The 17380-nt window shown below is 42.1% G+C and carries 16 protein-coding genes; 8 read left to right on the top strand and 8 right to left on the bottom strand.

Annotated elements, in window-relative coordinates; genetic code table 11:
- Nucleotides 1-18: 18 nt before the first annotated feature.
- The 3 genes from ACQKL6_RS12700 (at nt 19) to ACQKL6_RS12710 (ending at nt 3683) form a co-directional block, all read left to right on the top strand.
- Nucleotides 19-618 carry a DNA-3-methyladenine glycosylase gene (locus ACQKL6_RS12700; protein WP_427651207.1) on the top strand — a complete coding sequence of 200 codons (600 nt, stop codon included), beginning with the start codon at nt 19-21 and terminating at the stop codon, nt 616-618.
- 611 nt (nt 619-1229) lie between these two features.
- A complete protein-coding gene (locus ACQKL6_RS12705) occupies nt 1230-3125 on the top strand; it encodes an N-acetylmuramoyl-L-alanine amidase (protein ID WP_427651208.1) in 1896 nt (631 codons plus the stop codon).
- A gap of 33 nt (nt 3126-3158) precedes the next feature.
- Complete coding sequence (locus tag ACQKL6_RS12710; protein WP_402990783.1) at nt 3159-3683, top strand: HXXEE domain-containing protein; 525 nt, start codon at nt 3159-3161, stop codon at nt 3681-3683.
- Between the two features lie 40 nt (nt 3684-3723).
- Here ACQKL6_RS12710 and cobT read toward each other — a convergent pair whose 3' ends face one another.
- Both cobT and lepB read right to left on the bottom strand, forming a co-directional pair.
- Complete coding sequence (gene cobT, locus ACQKL6_RS12715; RefSeq protein WP_427651233.1) at nt 3724-4770, bottom strand: nicotinate-nucleotide--dimethylbenzimidazole phosphoribosyltransferase; 1047 nt, start codon at nt 4768-4770, stop codon at nt 3724-3726.
- Nucleotides 4771-4904: 134 nt separating this feature from the next.
- A complete protein-coding gene (gene lepB / locus ACQKL6_RS12720; RefSeq protein WP_402990698.1) occupies nt 4905-5420 on the bottom strand; it encodes a signal peptidase I in 516 nt (171 codons plus the stop codon).
- A 167-nt stretch (nt 5421-5587) separates the two neighbouring features.
- On the opposite strand from lepB, the gene ACQKL6_RS12725 reads away from it, so the two are divergent.
- Together ACQKL6_RS12725 and ACQKL6_RS12730 are read left to right on the top strand one after the other, a co-directional pair.
- Nucleotides 5588-6544 carry a bile acid:sodium symporter family protein gene (locus tag ACQKL6_RS12725; protein WP_427651209.1) on the top strand — a complete coding sequence of 319 codons (957 nt, stop codon included), beginning with the start codon at nt 5588-5590 and terminating at the stop codon, nt 6542-6544.
- A 128-nt stretch (nt 6545-6672) separates the two neighbouring features.
- A complete protein-coding gene (locus ACQKL6_RS12730; protein ID WP_427592071.1) occupies nt 6673-7218 on the top strand; it encodes an NADPH-dependent FMN reductase in 546 nt (181 codons plus the stop codon).
- Nucleotides 7219-7272: 54 nt separating this feature from the next.
- On the opposite strand, the gene ACQKL6_RS12735 is transcribed toward ACQKL6_RS12730, so the two are convergent.
- The 3 genes from ACQKL6_RS12735 to ACQKL6_RS12745 all read right to left on the bottom strand — a co-directional run bounded on the left by ACQKL6_RS12735 (nt 7273) and on the right by ACQKL6_RS12745 (nt 12501).
- The gene (locus tag ACQKL6_RS12735; RefSeq protein WP_427651210.1) at nt 7273-9153 is read right to left on the bottom strand and encodes an adenylate/guanylate cyclase domain-containing protein; all 1881 of its coding nucleotides are present in this window, start codon (nt 9151-9153) and stop codon (nt 7273-7275) included.
- A gap of 357 nt (nt 9154-9510) precedes the next feature.
- Nucleotides 9511-10647 (bottom strand): HD domain-containing phosphohydrolase, encoded by a 1137-nt coding sequence (locus tag ACQKL6_RS12740; RefSeq protein ID WP_427651211.1) that lies wholly within the window; start codon nt 10645-10647, stop codon nt 9511-9513.
- Nucleotides 10648-10806: 159 nt separating this feature from the next.
- On the bottom strand, nt 10807-12501 hold the full coding sequence (locus ACQKL6_RS12745) for a methyl-accepting chemotaxis protein (protein WP_427651212.1): 1695 nt from the start codon (nt 12499-12501) through the stop codon (nt 10807-10809).
- A gap of 341 nt (nt 12502-12842) precedes the next feature.
- Between ACQKL6_RS12745 and ACQKL6_RS12750 the strand changes: the two genes are divergently transcribed.
- Together ACQKL6_RS12750 and ACQKL6_RS12755 are read left to right on the top strand one after the other, a co-directional pair.
- On the top strand, nt 12843-13316 hold the full coding sequence (locus ACQKL6_RS12750) for a MarR family winged helix-turn-helix transcriptional regulator (RefSeq protein ID WP_427651213.1): 474 nt from the start codon (nt 12843-12845) through the stop codon (nt 13314-13316).
- A gap of 32 nt (nt 13317-13348) precedes the next feature.
- Nucleotides 13349-14584, top strand: coding sequence for an ABC transporter permease (locus tag ACQKL6_RS12755; protein WP_402955252.1), 1236 nt, complete (start codon nt 13349-13351; stop codon nt 14582-14584).
- A 46-nt stretch (nt 14585-14630) separates the two neighbouring features.
- Here ACQKL6_RS12755 and yhbH read toward each other — a convergent pair whose 3' ends face one another.
- Both yhbH and ACQKL6_RS12765 read right to left on the bottom strand, forming a co-directional pair.
- The gene (gene yhbH / locus ACQKL6_RS12760; protein ID WP_402867508.1) at nt 14631-15800 is read right to left on the bottom strand and encodes a sporulation protein YhbH; all 1170 of its coding nucleotides are present in this window, start codon (nt 15798-15800) and stop codon (nt 14631-14633) included.
- Nucleotides 15801-16369: 569 nt separating this feature from the next.
- A complete protein-coding gene (locus ACQKL6_RS12765) occupies nt 16370-16549 on the bottom strand; it encodes a hypothetical protein (protein ID WP_402955248.1) in 180 nt (59 codons plus the stop codon).
- 118 nt (nt 16550-16667) lie between these two features.
- On the opposite strand from ACQKL6_RS12765, the gene ACQKL6_RS12770 reads away from it, so the two are divergent.
- Nucleotides 16668-16877 (top strand): heavy-metal-associated domain-containing protein, encoded by a 210-nt coding sequence (locus ACQKL6_RS12770; protein ID WP_402955245.1) that lies wholly within the window; start codon nt 16668-16670, stop codon nt 16875-16877.
- A 58-nt stretch (nt 16878-16935) separates the two neighbouring features.
- On the opposite strand, the gene ACQKL6_RS12775 is transcribed toward ACQKL6_RS12770, so the two are convergent.
- Entirely contained in the window at nt 16936-17262 is a 327-nt protein-coding gene (locus ACQKL6_RS12775; RefSeq protein WP_402867505.1) for an SCP2 sterol-binding domain-containing protein, read from the bottom strand.
- Nucleotides 17263-17380: the final 118 nt, after the last annotated feature.

A 17380-nucleotide genomic window follows, 5' to 3' on the forward strand; every position in this document is an offset into this window, starting at 1 on the left:
ACTTATTGGAGTGATACGATGCAAAAAGAACCTACCATCCCATCCATTTTGCCACCGGAATTTTACAACCAGCCGACGATTGAGCTGGCCCAATCCCTTTTGGGTTGCCTGCTTGTGAAAGAGACCCCGGAAGGAACGGCTGCTGGTTTTATCGTCGAAACCGAAGCCTATATGGGGGCCATAGACAGGGCAGCTCATAGCTTTGGCAATAGAAGGACGAAGCGGACGGAAGTCATGTTCGGTGAATCCGGCATGATTTATACATATTCCATGCATACCCATACCCTTGTGAATGTCGTGAGTGGCGGTCCCGAAATTCCGGAAGCCATCTTGATTCGGGCAGTGGAGCCCTATGTGGGAGTGGAATTAATGCATGAAAGGCGTGGTCTTTCTGATGTCCGCAAACTGACGAACGGACCCGGGAAGTTATCCAAGGCACTTGGCATCACGATGTCAGATTACGGACATATGTTTACAGAACCCCCACTTTATCTTGCTTCCGGCAAACGACCCGATTATATTTCAAGCGGACCCCGTATCGGCATCGGGAACTCGGGGGAAGCGAAAGACTATCCTTGGCGCTTTTGGGTGACCGGCAGTCCTTTTATTTCACGCTAGCATGTCAAAAGCGAATGCAGAGAAATTGCGGGTGAAAGCTAAGCTTTGAAAACCTTGAAATGTCCCGATTAGCACAAAAAACGGTCGGAACACATTTCTTTTCGCCTGCTGGCTTCCCCACGCTTTTTTTGCCTCTCTTACCCATTAAATAGCAGTCATTCTTTATTGAAAGAGACATTCTCAAGCAAAGCCAGTGTCTACCTGCTAAAAGTACATTGGCTATTCCCTTCATCTTCCCTCACCCACTTTACCGCTTACTCCCAATCCACCCATTCACCTCCCTTTTTGATTCGTGATGTGTTCAATTCACTGGTCTTCACCGTCTCAAGGAAATGTTTGTAAGGCAACCAGTCTTTTAGACTAGCAATTCTTAAAATCCATGAAACTTTAGAACTCACAATTTAACATTTTTTTGAATAAAACCTCTTAAATATGTTATATTATGTCGAGACGTGCTTTAAATGGAAAAAATATCGGCTGAAATAAATGGAGGTGCCTTTCGAACAATCATAATCTTTGTTGCCATTTTTATAATAACGATCAATCCATAACTGACTGTTATTATTAGTCATTTTCTTTGTGCGTCCTTATAACTAAGGAGGTCACCCATTATGTTTAAAAAAATCCTACTACTTACAATGGCCGTATTCTTCATAACGACCACTTCACTCAGCCCTTCGCTTAAGGTCAATGCTGCAGAATCCAATGACACGGGAATTATCCATACAATAAAAAGTGCCAATGTCTATAAAGGGCCTGGTAAGGCTTATGGGACAACGGGCGGAAAAGTGCGAAAAGGGGAATTGGTGACAATCATCAAAACCTCCGGCAACTGGACGTATTTCCAAAGTAACGATGATTTTGGCTGGATTGCTTCAAGGTTTGTACAGTCTTCTCTTGGTGAAGCTGTACTGACAAACGGAAAAGCTTCCCATCTTCTTTATTCCGGACCTGGAACATCATTTGGGAAAGAAGGATCTTCAAAAGCAGGTACTACAACCATCCTATTTGAAAAGACCGGCTCTTGGCGACATATTTATGTAAATGGTCAGGAAGCATGGGTAGCTGAGAAATACATTCAGCCTACATACGGTGTAGGAAAGGTCAAAGCTAGTTATGTCAATTTGTATAATGGAGCCGGCAAGAAATACGGTACGTCTGGGAAATTGAGCAACGGTAGTGTTGTCGCATATGCAGAAGTGAAAAATAATTGGCGTCATGTGTTTGTAAATGGAAAGAGCCATTGGATTTGGAACGCTCATTTAACTAACACCGATTACGATACCCTTTCACACCAAACTGTCATCTCAAAAAATTATGCCAACCTATATAAAGGACCAGCCAAAAGTTCTGGTGCTAAAACAAAAGTGACCAACGGTACACCGCTTGTTTCGTTAGCAACGATGGGAAATTGGACATATATCCAAACCTCATCAAATGAAGGGTGGGTTTGGTCAGACTCTCTTGTAGACACGACAGCTACCGCAAAAATCACTGGTACGAGTTCGGCTAAAATCTACAAATCTCCTAATAAGATCGGCGGAACCACAGGCAAAACCCTTGCGAAAAATAAAACAGTTGCCATTAAAGAGCTGAAAAACGGATGGCGCTCTGTGAGAAGCAGCAATACAACGGGTTGGATTGAAGATAAGTACATGAAGGAAACGATGAAGATTTCCTCCAAATCTGAGGGTGTTTCTCAATCTATATATAATGTAAATGTATATTTATCTGCCACAAAGTCATTAGGAACGATTGGTCTTATCCCAAAAGGGTCTACCGTGAGCTATTTTCAGGAGAAAAATGGTTGGAGATACATCCAGGCTGGTAATCTTCAAGGCTGGGTTTGGGATAATTCTCTCTCCACCGTCTCCCCATTAAGCGAACTTAGCATCATTCTCGATCCCGGTCATGGTGGAACGGACCCCGGTGCAGTGGGTAATGGTCTGCAAGAAGCCGCTCTCACTCTGGAAATCAGCGAGAGAGCACAAGATTTATTTGATAAAACACCCATCCATACGATCATGACCAGAACCTCAAAGACAAGCAGTGTTACGGCGGGAAGTAAAATTTCCACCAGCCAATCCCTGCAAAAACGCATGGACTTTGCTTCAGCGAACAAGAAATCAGATGATGATGTATTTGTCAGCGTCCATATTAATGCCGGCGGTGGCACTGGCGGCGAAACGTACTATTATAGTTCGTATAGCAGGGCTGCCGTCAATCCATACAATGCTGATAGCAAACTTCTAGCACAAAAAATACAAGCAAGATTGATAGATTATATGGACTTTAAAAATAGAGGGACAAAAGAAGCTAACTTCTATGTTCTAAAATACAATTCCATGCCAGCAACGCTAGTGGAAGCAGGTTTTATCGATAATGCTAGCGATGCAGCCAAACTGAAACAAACTTATTACAAACAACAGGCTGCCAAAGCAATCTATCAAGGTACACTAGATTATTACAAAGCAAAAGGTTTCAACGTCGACGCTTATAATCTGTAAATGATCAACCGGCCCGGACTCATGGACATTCACATGTTCATCGTCCGGGTTTCTTTCTATCCATTTTGTTTTCTTCTCCATCCTAAAGGAGGTGTTTCTATTAACAAAACGTTATGGCTCATTCCTTTATTATTTCTCCTCCACAACTCGGAAGAATCATTAAGTATGACCGAATACTTAACAAAACACTTTCATATACCTTTTATCAGTCAATCTCAATTCATCCTTGCCGCTTCTATCTTGACTGTTCTAGTTTTCCTCACCATTTGTCTTTATCAGATTCAGGTCTTATCATCCATTCATTGGGTCATCTTCACACAGGGTGCCATTTTCTTCAATGCGGTACAGCATCTTGCTTTATTCTTTTACTTTGGCTCGTATAATCCAGGAGCTATTACAGCCTTTTTCATCTGTCTCTTTTCTATGATACTGCTTGCACACGTATTAAAAAATAAGGTAGTCCGAGTATGGAGTTTATGTATAACGCTTACCGGAAGCCTACTTTCCTACCCCCTGATCATCTGGCTTATGCTTCGTTTAGCTGGATTTTTCACATGAAAAATAAGAGGCCCCCATCAAGAAGGCCTCTTTGTTTTCATTATTTATTGGATACCCCTGCTGATTCAAATGTTGCCATTTCTTTTACGACCAGGGTCGCTGCCTGAAGAATGGGAAATGCAACCGCAGCACCGGTTCCTTCCCCAATTCTCATGTCCAATTGGAGAATCGGCTCTTTACCAAGCCATTCTATGGCCGTTCTGTGGCCGGGTTCTGCCGATTGATGGCCAACGAACATATAATCAGCGCAATGATTCGAAATCAAGTTTGCAATCACACCAGCCGTTGTCGTAATGAACCCATCAAGCAAAATCGGTATTCGTTTGTTGGCTGCTGCAAGCATCGCCCCTGCCATACCGGCAATCTCGAGTCCACCGATTTTCATTAAAATATCGATTGGATCTTTCGGATTAGGATCTCTTAACGAAATGGCCTCTTCAATGATTCTTTGTTTATGTATGATTCCTTCCCTTTTCAGGCCGGTCCCCTGACCTACTAGCGATTCCACGCTTTTTCCACTAACGACCGAGATGATGGCAGAACTCGCTGTCGTATTGCCAATTCCCATTTCACCAAGGATCAGACATTTCGCACCCTGCTCGATCATCGCCTCTGCCCGTTCATACCCGACTTCAAGCGCTTGGTTTACTTCTTCTAGCGTCATCGCGTCCTCTTTATAAAAGTTTCGAGTTCCTCGACGAACTTTCCTTGACGTCAATTCAGGTGCTTCAATATCCGCATCAATCCCAATATCGACAATGTCAAAGTAAGCGGATATCGCACGGCTAAATACATTGATTGCTGCTCCATTATTAAGGAAATTGAGCGCCATTTGTTCGGTCACTTCTTTTGGATAAGCGGATACCCCTTCATCCGTAATCCCATGATCTGCCGCAAATACGATAACGCCTGGTCTCGAAACCTCCGGAAATGCCTCGCCTGTCATCTTCGCCAGTTCGATAACCAATTCCTCAAGCCTTCCCAAACTTCCCTGCGGAACAGTCAGCGAATCCACGTACCCTTTCACTTGCCTTCCCATCTCTTCATCCAACTTTGGGATGGATAGAGCGGCTAGCCCATTCTTCATCATTCAAAAAACCTCCACATATAAAATAAAAGACCTTACCCAATGGAAAAGGTCCCTATCTATCATCTTCTAAAAGTTCGAATTAGTCTATACTATCTATCCATAGGATTATTTTTAATCAACAAAATATCATGTCATTGAGGGGCACCCAGTTCATTCAAAGGGAAGAAACGAAACTCCACTTTCCCTACAAGTGAATCTTCGTGGATGACACCGAACCTTCTGCTATCCCAACTATGCCTGCGATTATCTCCCATTACGAATAAAGTCCCTTTTGGAACTTTCACGTCGAAATTCTCAGTCAAGTTTTCATCAGATTGGATTTCCTCTTTTTTTGATTCCACGTATGGTTCCTTATATTGTTTCCCATTTATGTAAAGCACGTCATCCTTCATTTCCACACTATCGCCCGCAAGTCCGATGACTCTTTTAATATAATCTTTTTCTGCATCCGGAGCGTGAAATACAACCATATCAAAATGCTCGATGTTTCCGACTTTCGTAACGACAATCCGGTCATTATTTTCGTAAGTGGGCTCCATGGACTCACCTTTTACAGTCACTGGAACAAATAAAAACTGACGACAAATGAAAACGACGATTAATGCAATAAGTACCGATTTTACCCAAGAAAAAAGTTCTTTTTTCATGAAATCCCCTTTCGCTCCAAAATATTAGTCATTAAAAATATTTTACTAAACTGGTTTATTTTTGTATATACACAAGTGTGATAAACTAAGGATTTTTGTTCCGATATTCATTGTTGGGAATATGGTACACTTAAAAACGAAGAAACTAAACGGTAGGAAGTGGATGGATGTCACTGCAGTCAATCAATACATATTTAAATAGAGCCATGCCATTCATCACACCGATAAGCGTTGTCATCGGTGTCTTGTTGGCCGAACGGCTAACCGATTATACATTTTTGGTTCCATGGATTTTTGCTTTCATTACCTTTACCGGTAGCCTAGGCTCCAATTTCAAATCCTTGAAACGAGCAGTCTATCATCCTTTACCCATTTTCATAGTATTAATGATCCTGCATATCCTTATGCCGATTTGGGCCTGGGCCCTCGGGCACCTGGTGTTTCAAGGGGATGCTTTCACGATTACCGGATTGGTCCTTGGTGTCGTCATTCCAACCGGAGTCACCAGCATCATCTGGATCACCATTTATAAAGGGAATGCCGCGTTAGCTTTGACGATTATCCTTATCGACACCCTTCTTTCCCCCTTCATTGTGCCTTATAGCGTTTCACTTTTTGGGGGAGGCACGATTGAAATGGAGATATGGCCCATGGTGAAAGGCCTGATCGGGATGATCGTTATACCTTCGATGCTTGCGATGTTCTTGAACCAGGCCACAAAAGGGAAAATAAAAGAGGGGCTTGCCCCCCGTCTGGCTCCTTTTTCCAAACTAAGCGTAGGGATTGTCGTGATCTTGAACAGTTCAAAAATCGCACCCTACCTGACCCATTTCAACGAGAAACTACTGGTCATGGCACTCTTGGTACTCTTCATCGCCGCTTCAGGCTATGCATTTTCCTGGTGGATTGGTAAACTACTACACTGGGAAAAAGAAGACGTCATTACCTTGACCTTTACCGGGGGGATGCGCAATATCAGTGCCGGTGCAGTCCTTGCCACCACCTATTTCCCTGCAGCCGTTGCCGTGCCCGTGATTCTCGGGATGCTCTTTCAACAAATGCTTGCATCCGTTTTCGGCTATTTCCTTGATAAGTATTACCATCGAAGGGTAAACGAGGCATAGATTTTTTATCTCTTGAATGGAGACATTCGAGCAAAGCATATGAGCGTCTCTTTTCCCTTTCAATAAAATAACAATTATACTATTAATGAAGAATCAGCTCGTGCAATCAAATAATAGGAGGTTTTATGATGAAAGTTGTTGCCATCGTTGGAAGCATTCGAAAGGAATCTTATAACCTGAAACTCGCTAAATACATTCAAAAGCGGTATCAAGATAAATTCGAACTTGAAATCTTGAACATTCGGGATCTACCATTTTTCGACCAGGATATCGAAAACGACCCGCCAGTCGTTGTGAAAGAGTTTAAAAACAAAGTGGCCCATGCGGATGCGGTTTTGTGGGTGACCCCTGAATACAACGGGACAGTGCCAGGCGTGTTAGTCAATGCGATTGATTGGATGTCTCGTGTGGATAAAGTCTTGATTGGTAAACCATCGTGGATCGTCGGGGCTTCCATGGGGAATTTGGGGACGGTTAAGGCCCAATTGCATTTACGGGATATCTTATTTGCCGCAGGCGTCTCGTCTCCGCTTCTTCCTGGAAATGAAGTGTATGTAGGGGCCGTGCATGAAAAATTCGATCAAGAAGGCAACCTGACCCATGAACCGACTGTACAGTTTTTGGATGTGGTCGTCGATAATTTCATTACTTGGTTTAACCAGCATAATCGGTAATACTCAGCCTGAAAATCCCAGTAGTCTTCATTTTACTGGGATTTTTTGTATTTATTATACATCACTCACTTCTTCATTCTGTACGATAAGGGAGCCTGGTACTCTTTTTTTTAGCTGAATTAACGCCACATCATCATTGATTCCTTTTAGAGAAGCCTTGAATGGAATTATCTCAAACCTTTCGAGCCCCATGATGATTGCTTGCATTTTTTCATTTTGAAGGGCATCCTCACTAAGCACTAAATCATGACCGGCGCTTTGACCTTGTACGCGTGCAGCCATATTCACAGTCCTTCCAAAGTAATCCAATCGATCATTCGAATTCACGGCAATCGCTGGGCCACTATATAAACCTAGTTTCAAGACAATGGGATCACCTACCGTGGCATTGAACTCTGACACATGTTCTTGTATTTGAATGGCGGCTTTCAGGGCATCCTCCGGCAGATGAAATACCGCCATCACGGCATCTCCGATCGTCTTGACGACACCCCCGGAATTCTTTGAAATCCAATGGCTCAGAAACTCGAAATGCCTGCGAACCTGCCCGTAGGCGTCTGCATCCCCTATGCTTTCGTATAAGGATGTCGATCCTTGAAGGTCGCTAAATAAAATGGTCACGCTCTCGATGCCAACCTGCTGCCCGGGGGATAATACTTCAGACGAAAACAGGTCCCGGAATTCCTGCAAAGAGGTGACCCAAGCAGCTGTTACGACTTCTTGGTTCCATTCGGCTTTTTCCATGACAACGACGATATCCGACGAACTTTCATTGGATATCATCATTTCATCATTCTTTAGATTATATTGTTCTCCGCTTCTATGCCAACCGTTGTCCTCATATGTATAGGCCATCGCCTTAATATTTTCATCTTCCGGCCATTCATCGAATGTAACAATATGATTCGCCTGCAACACGCGTATCCTCATTTTCACAAAACCATCGGGAAGAGGGAAGGCAAAGGAATCCCCCTTTTGTATCACCCTTTGCATGTGTACATGCGGGGTGATCATCGGCCCGCCTACACAAAAAACCTGGTCATATGCTTTCCTTATGGATGGATGCACGGAAAAATTCAGTTCCACATATTTACCGAAGTCCGCGTTATAGTCAATTCCGCATAAATCACAATGAAATTGACCTTCCAGCTTTGATAAAGTCGTATATTCCACCTTGGAGACACGACAATTCGGGCAAATCAGGTTCCAGCTTAAATTTAAGAGGCCCGCTTTTGTTGCGTAGAGAAAAAGACGCAAGACCTCTAGTGGCTCCGCTCCCCATTCGCTTGCAACTTTATAAGGATTCATCTTGACTACATCATTGCTTTCGCCATCCCTCAATAATCCATGCAACTTTATCCTGTAATCCGGGTTAACGGGTGCTTCATCAAGCAGCGTTTCTAAGCGATTCAATTCCTCAATATTTATTTGCCCTACTGATTTTTTCTGATAGTGGATTTTTTCAATGGTACCGTTGGCCACTAGCATCTGCTCGTCCACATACCGGATCGTGTTTTTCATTGATTTGATTCCTATGAGGGGAATCGCCGCCAAACCCAATAGATTACGAGGAGTAAATTCACTCTTGATCAAGACCTTGCATCCATTTTCGTATATCGTTGATTCCAAAAATTCAAAAGTGGTTACCAACTTAGTAAAAGGGCCTTTTTCGTATATGCGTTCAAAGGTATATTGTTCATTTTTCACCCACTGAAAGGGATATTCCTTCCACAAGATATCGACGAATCCAGCTACCTTTGCTACTGCATCTCTATAAAAAATCCCACCTTGCTTGTTTTCCACTTTACCGAATTCGACAGGGAATAAACCAATGAACCGGTTTAAGCGATCATTGTCCCCCAACACCTTCCAAACGAAGGACCTAGATAAAGGAAAATCTTTTTCGATGCTATATTTTCTTATAAAACGTTCCATTCCCTGTTCCCCCTTTATGAAAGATAAATCGCTATGGCCAGTAGAATGATATGGAAGATTTCATCGACCATGATCGATAACCAACCCTGGATCTTTTCATCGGCCATTTGGATATTCCTCCCCCAGAAAGAGACGAAGGTTTGCCGATCCAATACGATATGTCCGAAATAGATGACTGTGAGCCCCCAAAGTAAGATTCCTCCTGCCAATAAACCGAATAAAAAAACGATGAAGTAAGACAGTCACATGCGTGAATAGAGAATCCACTTTGTGGCTTTGTTGCTAGCCATACACCGGGTCTAAAAACAGAAAGTCCCCCACGAAATGCCCAATCAGCATGAAATCAAATGGATTCATTTACCTTCCCTCCAATGCATGTCCCTCTTCTATCGTTATGTATTTCCTCTCTTCCAAGGCGGTCAGAAAAGCAATAACCAATGCTTCATCGAAATGTGTATCCTTGCATGTCATCAGCTCTTTTGCCGCTTCATTGTAACTAAGTCCCTTGTTATATGGTCGATCCGTCGTCATCGCATCGAATGTATCGGCAATTCCGACGATTTTCGCAAAGAGAGGGATTTCCTTTCCTGCCAATTGATCAGGGTATCCACTTCCATTCAGCCTTTCATGATGGTATCTTGCCGTTTCCACCGCATTCAGGATTGTTCTTTTTGGCTCCATGGTCGACAAAATATCCGCGCCGATTTCAGGATGCTTTTTTATGATCTCGTATTCTTCATTCGACAGTTTAGTAGGCTTTCGTAGAATTTCATCGGGGATACCGATTTTCCCAATGTCATGAAGCAAGGCCGCTTTATACAATTCCTCACATGCTTTGGTATCCAAGCCGATTTTTAGAGCCATCCATTTAGAATAAGTGGCCACCCTTTCCGAGTGACCGGCAGTATATGGGTCTCTCTTATCTAGGGTTTTGGCAAGCGTGCGGATCATGCTTAGATTAATATTTTGAATTTCCTCGAACATTTGGCTATTGTACAGTGCCAATGCTGACTGGTTGGCTAAAACGAGGGCCATTTGGGCATCTTTCCTAGTGAAATTTTGGCCGTTCTTTTTATTAAGAAGCTGCATGGCACCAATCGCTTTCCCTTTTGCAATTAACGGAACCGTAAGCATGGACTTGGTGGTAAAACCGCTATCCTTGTCCACTCTCGGTGCCCAAGCCGGATCTGTTGATACATCAGAAATCAACTGTAGTTTTCCTGAACAGATCACTTTTCCGACGATTCCCTCATCCATTTTCAATTCTACTTTGAGAATGTTAGAGGAAGTCGGCCCATATACGGCAGTGGCTTTTATTACATCACGATCGGGATCTGTCACCCATAACGTACCTGCTTCTGCATCCAAAAGCTTGGCCATCTGGAGAATGATATTCTGAAAGACAACCTTCACATCTAAATCTGAATTCAACTCCTTGAAAGCATCTAAAAGATTTAATAATTCATTTTCCATATACCTAGTTTCTTCACTCATTTTTGATCCTTTCATCCGGCCGAATTATCAATTTATTCCATAATATCGGCTGTTTATTGTTTTTATTTATCTATTCCCTGCCGAGCTTCGTACTTGAAAACAAACCGCTAATGGAAATGCCATCCCTATGAAGTGTAGGGATGGCGGAGCTGGACGTTTTTATAGTTTGAACGTACCTAATAGTTCCTGTAAGTCACTGGCCATCCTCGAAAGATTATTTGAGGCAGAAGCTATTTCTTCCATGGATGCCAATTGTTCTTCCGTGGCAGCTGCAACGTTTTGACTATGACCTGTTGCATTTCTTGCAATGGTCGTGATGCTCGTTAAATTGGTTAAAACCTCTTGAGCGCTATCTGACATTTGCTCGGAAGTTGCGACCATTTCTTCGATTTGATCACTCGAATCCCTAATCGAATCCAAGATGACTTTGAAACTTTCCTCTGTTTTCGAGACGATACCAAGTCCCTCTTTCACGTCCAATTTGACTTGGTTGATGGATTGATTGGATTTCATCATGTCTTCTTGAATTTCTTTAATAAGTTCAGCGATTTGAGTCGAAGAGTGCTGAGACTGTTCAGCCAGCTTACGGACCTCATCAGCGACCACGGCAAACCCTTTCCCATGTTCTCCTGCCCTAGCTGCTTCGATGGCCGCATTCAATGCTAACAGGTTCGTCTGATTCGCTATCTCTGTAATCGCTTTTGTTATTTCGCCTATTTCCTGAGACCTTTTATCCAGTGATTGAATTGCTTCTCCACTTTTATCAACTGATTGGGAAATCGTCTGAATCTGTAGCGCCGTTTTATCAACGAATTCGCCACCCAATTTCGCTTGCTCAGCGACATGTAATCCAGACTTCGCAATGGCATGGGAACTTTCTGCCATATGATGAATGGAAAGCGATACTTCCCCTAACTCCGTCGAACTTTCCTCAAGGCTTGCTGCAGAGCTGCCGGCTCCATCCGCTATCATTTGGATGGCACTGGAGATATCCGCCGTTGCCTTACTTGTTTGTTCAGCACTTGCTGTCAGCTCTTCTGACGAGGCAGCCACCTGATCGGATGTGTGGAATGCCCCCTTCATCATATTTCTAAGATTGCTTACCATTTCATTCATTGATTTGGCAAGAACCCCCACTTCATCTTTCGTATCAATATCCGATGTTTGGGTTAAATCTCCTTTTGAGATATCCACGACCAATTGCACGACCTTATTCAACGGTTTCGATATCACCTGAGAAATAAAATAGCCTAGAGCAATACTAAGCAATACTGAAAAAATGATAAGGATATATGTAGTACTCTTAGTATGGGTGAAGGAATCATTGGCGCTTTTATAAGCATCACGGGCCAATTCATCCGTCATGATATTTAGCTCCTCAATCTTTATTTCCAATTGGTCGCCCTTCCCTTTGTTTTCTTTTAATGTTCGGAGGAATCCTTCTATATCATTCGCCTTCCCTAATGCCATATTTTTTTCCGTCAGGACATAAAAATCCGCCAGGGCTATCTTGTATTCTTCAACAAGGCTTCTTTCAGAAGCATTCATATTACTGCTTTCAAATTTCTTCGTTAATGCATCAATTTCGTCCATCTTTTCAAGGATTACCTGCTCACCCGCTTCTTTTTCTGCAGGCGTTTTTGCGACAAATGCCAAATTACGGACACCGATTCGAATATCTTGATACGCAACCTCGATTTCATTAAGATATTGCTGGGGCACAAGCTGGTCATGATACATGGATTCAAGATCATCGTTAGAATGACTTAGATTCGTTAATCCGTATATTCCGACAGCTCCTAGAATTATGCTCATTAACAAAAATGCCACAATCAATTTTACTTTTATCTTCAAGTTCCTATACATCTTCACTTTATTTCCCTCCGTATACTATTATTATTCTTAAAACTCTCCCCTTTTAGGTATAAAGTCCTTCATTCTTTTCTTATATCGGCACTTCAAGAAATTAGTTAATGCAACCAGCACACTCACATTATAATTTTATTTATAACTGCTCCTAGGAAAAGACCATTACCCATCATTTCTTAGAAGAGTTTGTGAACGCTTACACAATAAACTTTGATGATTCAAAGCACTTTATAATATTTTCCTTATTATCAGCGGATTTAACTCCTTTACAACTTAGAATATTTAAAGTATTATTGACTTTATCGCTTTTAAGGAGTTGTGTTTTTTTGGAGGAGAATAAAGGGATTACAGTCGACATGTTAATAAGTGTTTATAATGATTTGGCCAAGAAAATGGCAAACAATCGGTTAAAGGCATTCGCCAGCCATTTGAGAAAACAAGAGTTGACGCTCAATCAATATTCCATATTAAGCTATATCGAACGGAAGAACGCTTGCTTATCGATTCAATTGGCACAGCATTTAAACTTAAAAGCAGCATCGATCACTTATTTAGTCGATTCTCTTGAGAAAAAAGAATTGGTTATACGGGTGGAAAACCCTTTGGATAAAAGGAGTCAACTCATCCAATTAACGGATGCTGGATATAGCGTCGTTTCTTACTCTGTAGATGACTCCCATGCTTCTAAGATATTTGAGGAAATGGATCTGGAAGACAGGGAAGTGCTGTACTTAATGGTAAAAATCATGAATAAAAAGGTATTTTCAAAGGCAGAATCAAATGACCGACTTGATGACTGACCCGTTTCACTAGTTTGAGGAGAATGATTGATTTGAAGAAATTATTAAAAATTAAAATGACCTGGTTTCCCATCTGGGCGGTACCCTTGCTAATGCTAAGCATGATATGCATCTATTTGCCCGTATTCAGTGGAGCCGATCCAAAATTGTCCAACTTTCCGTTAATCATCGTGAATGAAGACGAACAGTTCACCTCTTCTGCATTCGGTAAAAGTCTGCTAAGTAACCTTTCCAAAGAAGTAGACGGGCATTCCTTACAATGGTCTGTGGTGACAAGCAAAGAAAAAGCAATCGATCAAATTAAGGATGATAATGCTTATGGAGCCATCGTTATACCTGAAAACTTCTCAGCTTCCATTAACGAATTGAAGGGTGGCTTCATTTCAGGGGAGACGGATGGAAAAGCGGCCGAGGTGGAAATCTTGATCAATGAAGCTGGTGGTCAGATGGCTACTGCAGTTGCTTCTAATGTGCTACAAACGATGGCATCATCAGCATCCGATGGCCTAAGCGGCCAAATTAAATCCGCATTGGTTTCAAAAAATATGCAAGTATCTCCACTTTCAACTTCTGTATTAGATCAACCCATCCACTATACATCAACCAATGTCCTTGGATTGCCAGCCAATTTAAATAAAGGGATGACCCCCTTCATGATTGTGCTGATTACATCAATAACAGGACTGCTGGGTGTACAAATGATAAATGGCTATATTAATAAAATCAGTGAAACTCTTAACTCAAAGGGACACACGATCAGCAACACAAAAATTCTCATTACAGAATTGCTCTTCGGTTTAATCGTAACACTACTGGTTTCAGCCATGCTTCAACTCGCTGTGTTCGGATTTTTCGGGAGTGTGCATTCCATTGGCATATGGCCAATATTCTGGTTTACCTTGTTAAGCAGTATGACGATGTTCCTCATGTTTAAAGTAATCAGCCTATTCTTTGGCAAATGGGGAATGCTTATAATGTTCCCGCTCAACATCATGGGTATTTTCGGCAGTGGTGGGGCGGTTCCTATCGCAAACCTACCGGATTTCCACCGTATCGCAAGCATCTTCCTTCCAACGAGGTACATGGTCGATGGAATGAGGTCGTTGCTTTACTATGGTGGTAATATGCAAGCCAGCCTTGGTACGGCATTATGGGTCATCTCCAGCTTATTTGTTGTATTCCTAGGCATCTGTTTAGTTGTAACACTTACCACCCATAAGAAAGATTCTTCAAAAGCTAAGCTGGAACCCTCTCTCGTAGAGGCCTAAAGCCAACAAAGAAAAAGAAGCCATCACAGGCTTCTTTTTCTTTGTTTTACGCGTATTTCTTACTTTCTTCTTCCTTGAAAAAGCTCTTCATCGCATGGAATACATCGGCCTTTTGCTTAAGGATATAATGCCTGAATTTTTCATTGTCAATGTTCTTATAGGCAGTCATGAGGGTGGAATGGCGGTTATACTGGTTGACTTCGCCATAACCGAACATATTGGAGACCTTCATGAGTTCTTCCACGAGCTTGACGCACCTGGCATTATCGGATGTGAGGTTGTCACCATCGGAAAAATGGAACGGGTAGATATTGAATTTCACAGGGTCATATTTATGATCGATAAGTTCTAATGCTTTACGGTAGACGGATGAACAAATCGTTCCACCGCTTTCCCCTTTTGAAAAGAAATCCTCTTCAGGCACAACTTTCGCTTCGGTGTGATGGGCAATGAATTCTATCTCGACGGTTTCATATTTTGTCCGTAAAAAGCGGTTCATCCAAAAGAAGAAGCTCCTGGCCATATATTTTTCCCACAGACCCATGCTTCCTGATGTATCCATCATCGCCAGCACGACCGCTTTGGAATCCGGCTTTTCGACCTCATTCCATGTCTTGAATTTGAAGTCTTCCTTATAAATGGGATGAAAGCCTGGATCGCCGCTTAAGGCATTCCGTTTGAAGGCCGATATCATCGTTTTCTTTTTGTCGATATTCCCCATCAAGCCGGTTTTCCGGATATCATTGAATTCAATATGCTCAAGCGTATGCTCCGCATGTTCCTTTTTCTGAAGGTTCGGCAGCTCCAATTGGCTAAACAATGCTTCCTCCAACTCCATCATCGACACTTCGGCTTCATAATAATCCTCGCCCGCCTTGTCCCCAGCACCTTGCCCTTTTCCGGAACCGGCATTCGATGGCGATCCATCTCTTGCAATGACATCCCCGACTTTACTATCCCCGTCCCCCTGACCGACATGTTTGTTTTTATCATAGTTATAGCGGATTTTATATTCATCCAAGGAGCGAATCGGGATTTTGATAACATCCTTACCATTGGACATCACGATGCTTTCTTCAGAAATCAAATCAGGCAGATTATTCTTGATAGCCTCTTGCACCTTTTCCTGATGGCGTTGTTGATCATCATAGCCTTTCCGATGGAGGGACCAGTTTTCCTCTGAGATCACGTATTGTTTATTATTCTCTTCTGACATTCTCTTCCCCCCTTAAAAATGTTTGCACGCTTTTCATCATTCCTTCATATAATAAATTAGTGTGAGAAAGCCCACAGCAACACAGGTTTAGCTATTCAAATATACAATTCGAGAAAAATCGGATAAAAATAAAAGTATTACTCTATCCTATGCAGCGGCGAAGGATAATTTACACAAAAATTCATTAATGGTTGTTTTGCCCAAAAAATAAGACGGGTTCCTACGCGATAAAAGAAATTGGACATGCTTTGCGGCTGTCCCAGGTCAACAGGGAAGGATAAACCTGAACAACAAGAAACTCAATATCCTCAGTGAGTGACCGGTGCTAATGAAATGATATAAGCGGGCGGAATCGTTGTTTTAGAGAGAAAACAAAGAGAATGAAGTAGTTACGTTACGGGTTATTAAGATTTGAAGGATCTATAAAAGGAGGAGTTGCAGGGGATGTCGATCTCCCATCCCGATCAATGCGGTTTTTCGATAGGCATTGACACAAATAAAAGGGCATCCTGTAACTTCCTTGGATACCCTTTTTTACATGGATGGAACGATTTCAATGGCACGCCTTTTCACTCTTTTTTTTCCTCGACTTCATGTTGGACGGTACCTGGTCGTTTATCCCATTCCTTCAGTTCTTCGTTCGTTCTCTGCCGTTCCATTTGCTTCCCAAGTTCTTTCATCTCGTCTAAGTCTTTCGCCATCGAACTGTTCTCTGGAACATGTTCTCTTTTCAATTCTTCTTTACTCATTTTATATCACCTCTACCTTATTGATACCCTATATTTCCAATTTTCAAACCGTACATATGTCCAATGGATAAAGGGTATAGATAATCTATATGGAAAAAATCCAGGAGGTGAATGGAGCATGGAAACCACTACACTCTATGTGAGGGAAGCGACAACCGAGGGCCCAATTTTAAATTTAGAGTCCATCCTATTGAGTACGGAAGGCGTCGAGCGTGCCATCATCGATGTGGATGACGGCGAAATCAAAATCGAATACCGCGAAGACAAGTTATCACCAAGCCAGCTCGTCACACTCATCGAACAATACGGATTAAATGTCACTGAATAAAAGAACCCACAACACAAAAAACACCGAACTCTCCCAAGAACGGCAGAGTTCGGTATTTTCATTTATAACGTTTTACAATTTCCTGCAGTTTCAATGCCAAAGCGATGTTTCCGTCTACCTTTAGGCCACCTGTCATAAAAGCGACCGTTGTATTTAAATCGTCCTTTAATAACTTGGAGAAATTCTTCTCTGATAATTTCAATGTCACTTCTGGATCATTTGTCGTACCTTCGATCACTTCAACTTGTCCATTATTAATCAACAGCTGAACCGGTCCAATCTCTTCAATGTTGAATTGATACACACGATTTTCCTCGTTTTGGATATGCTCCGGATTACTGTTGATTTTACCAGCCAATTCATTCAATTCAGCGATTACACTCATTTGAAATCCCTCCATCAACTTTTTTATGATTGCGCTTACAAAACAGAAAAAACCTTACTGATCCATGACAACGACAACGTTTCTTCATGTACATGTTGGACGATCATGTGAAAATATC

The sequence above is a fragment of the Peribacillus sp. NPDC097197 genome, from assembly GCF_050278025.1.
Taxonomy (GTDB): domain Bacteria; phylum Bacillota; class Bacilli; order Bacillales; family DSM-1321; genus Peribacillus.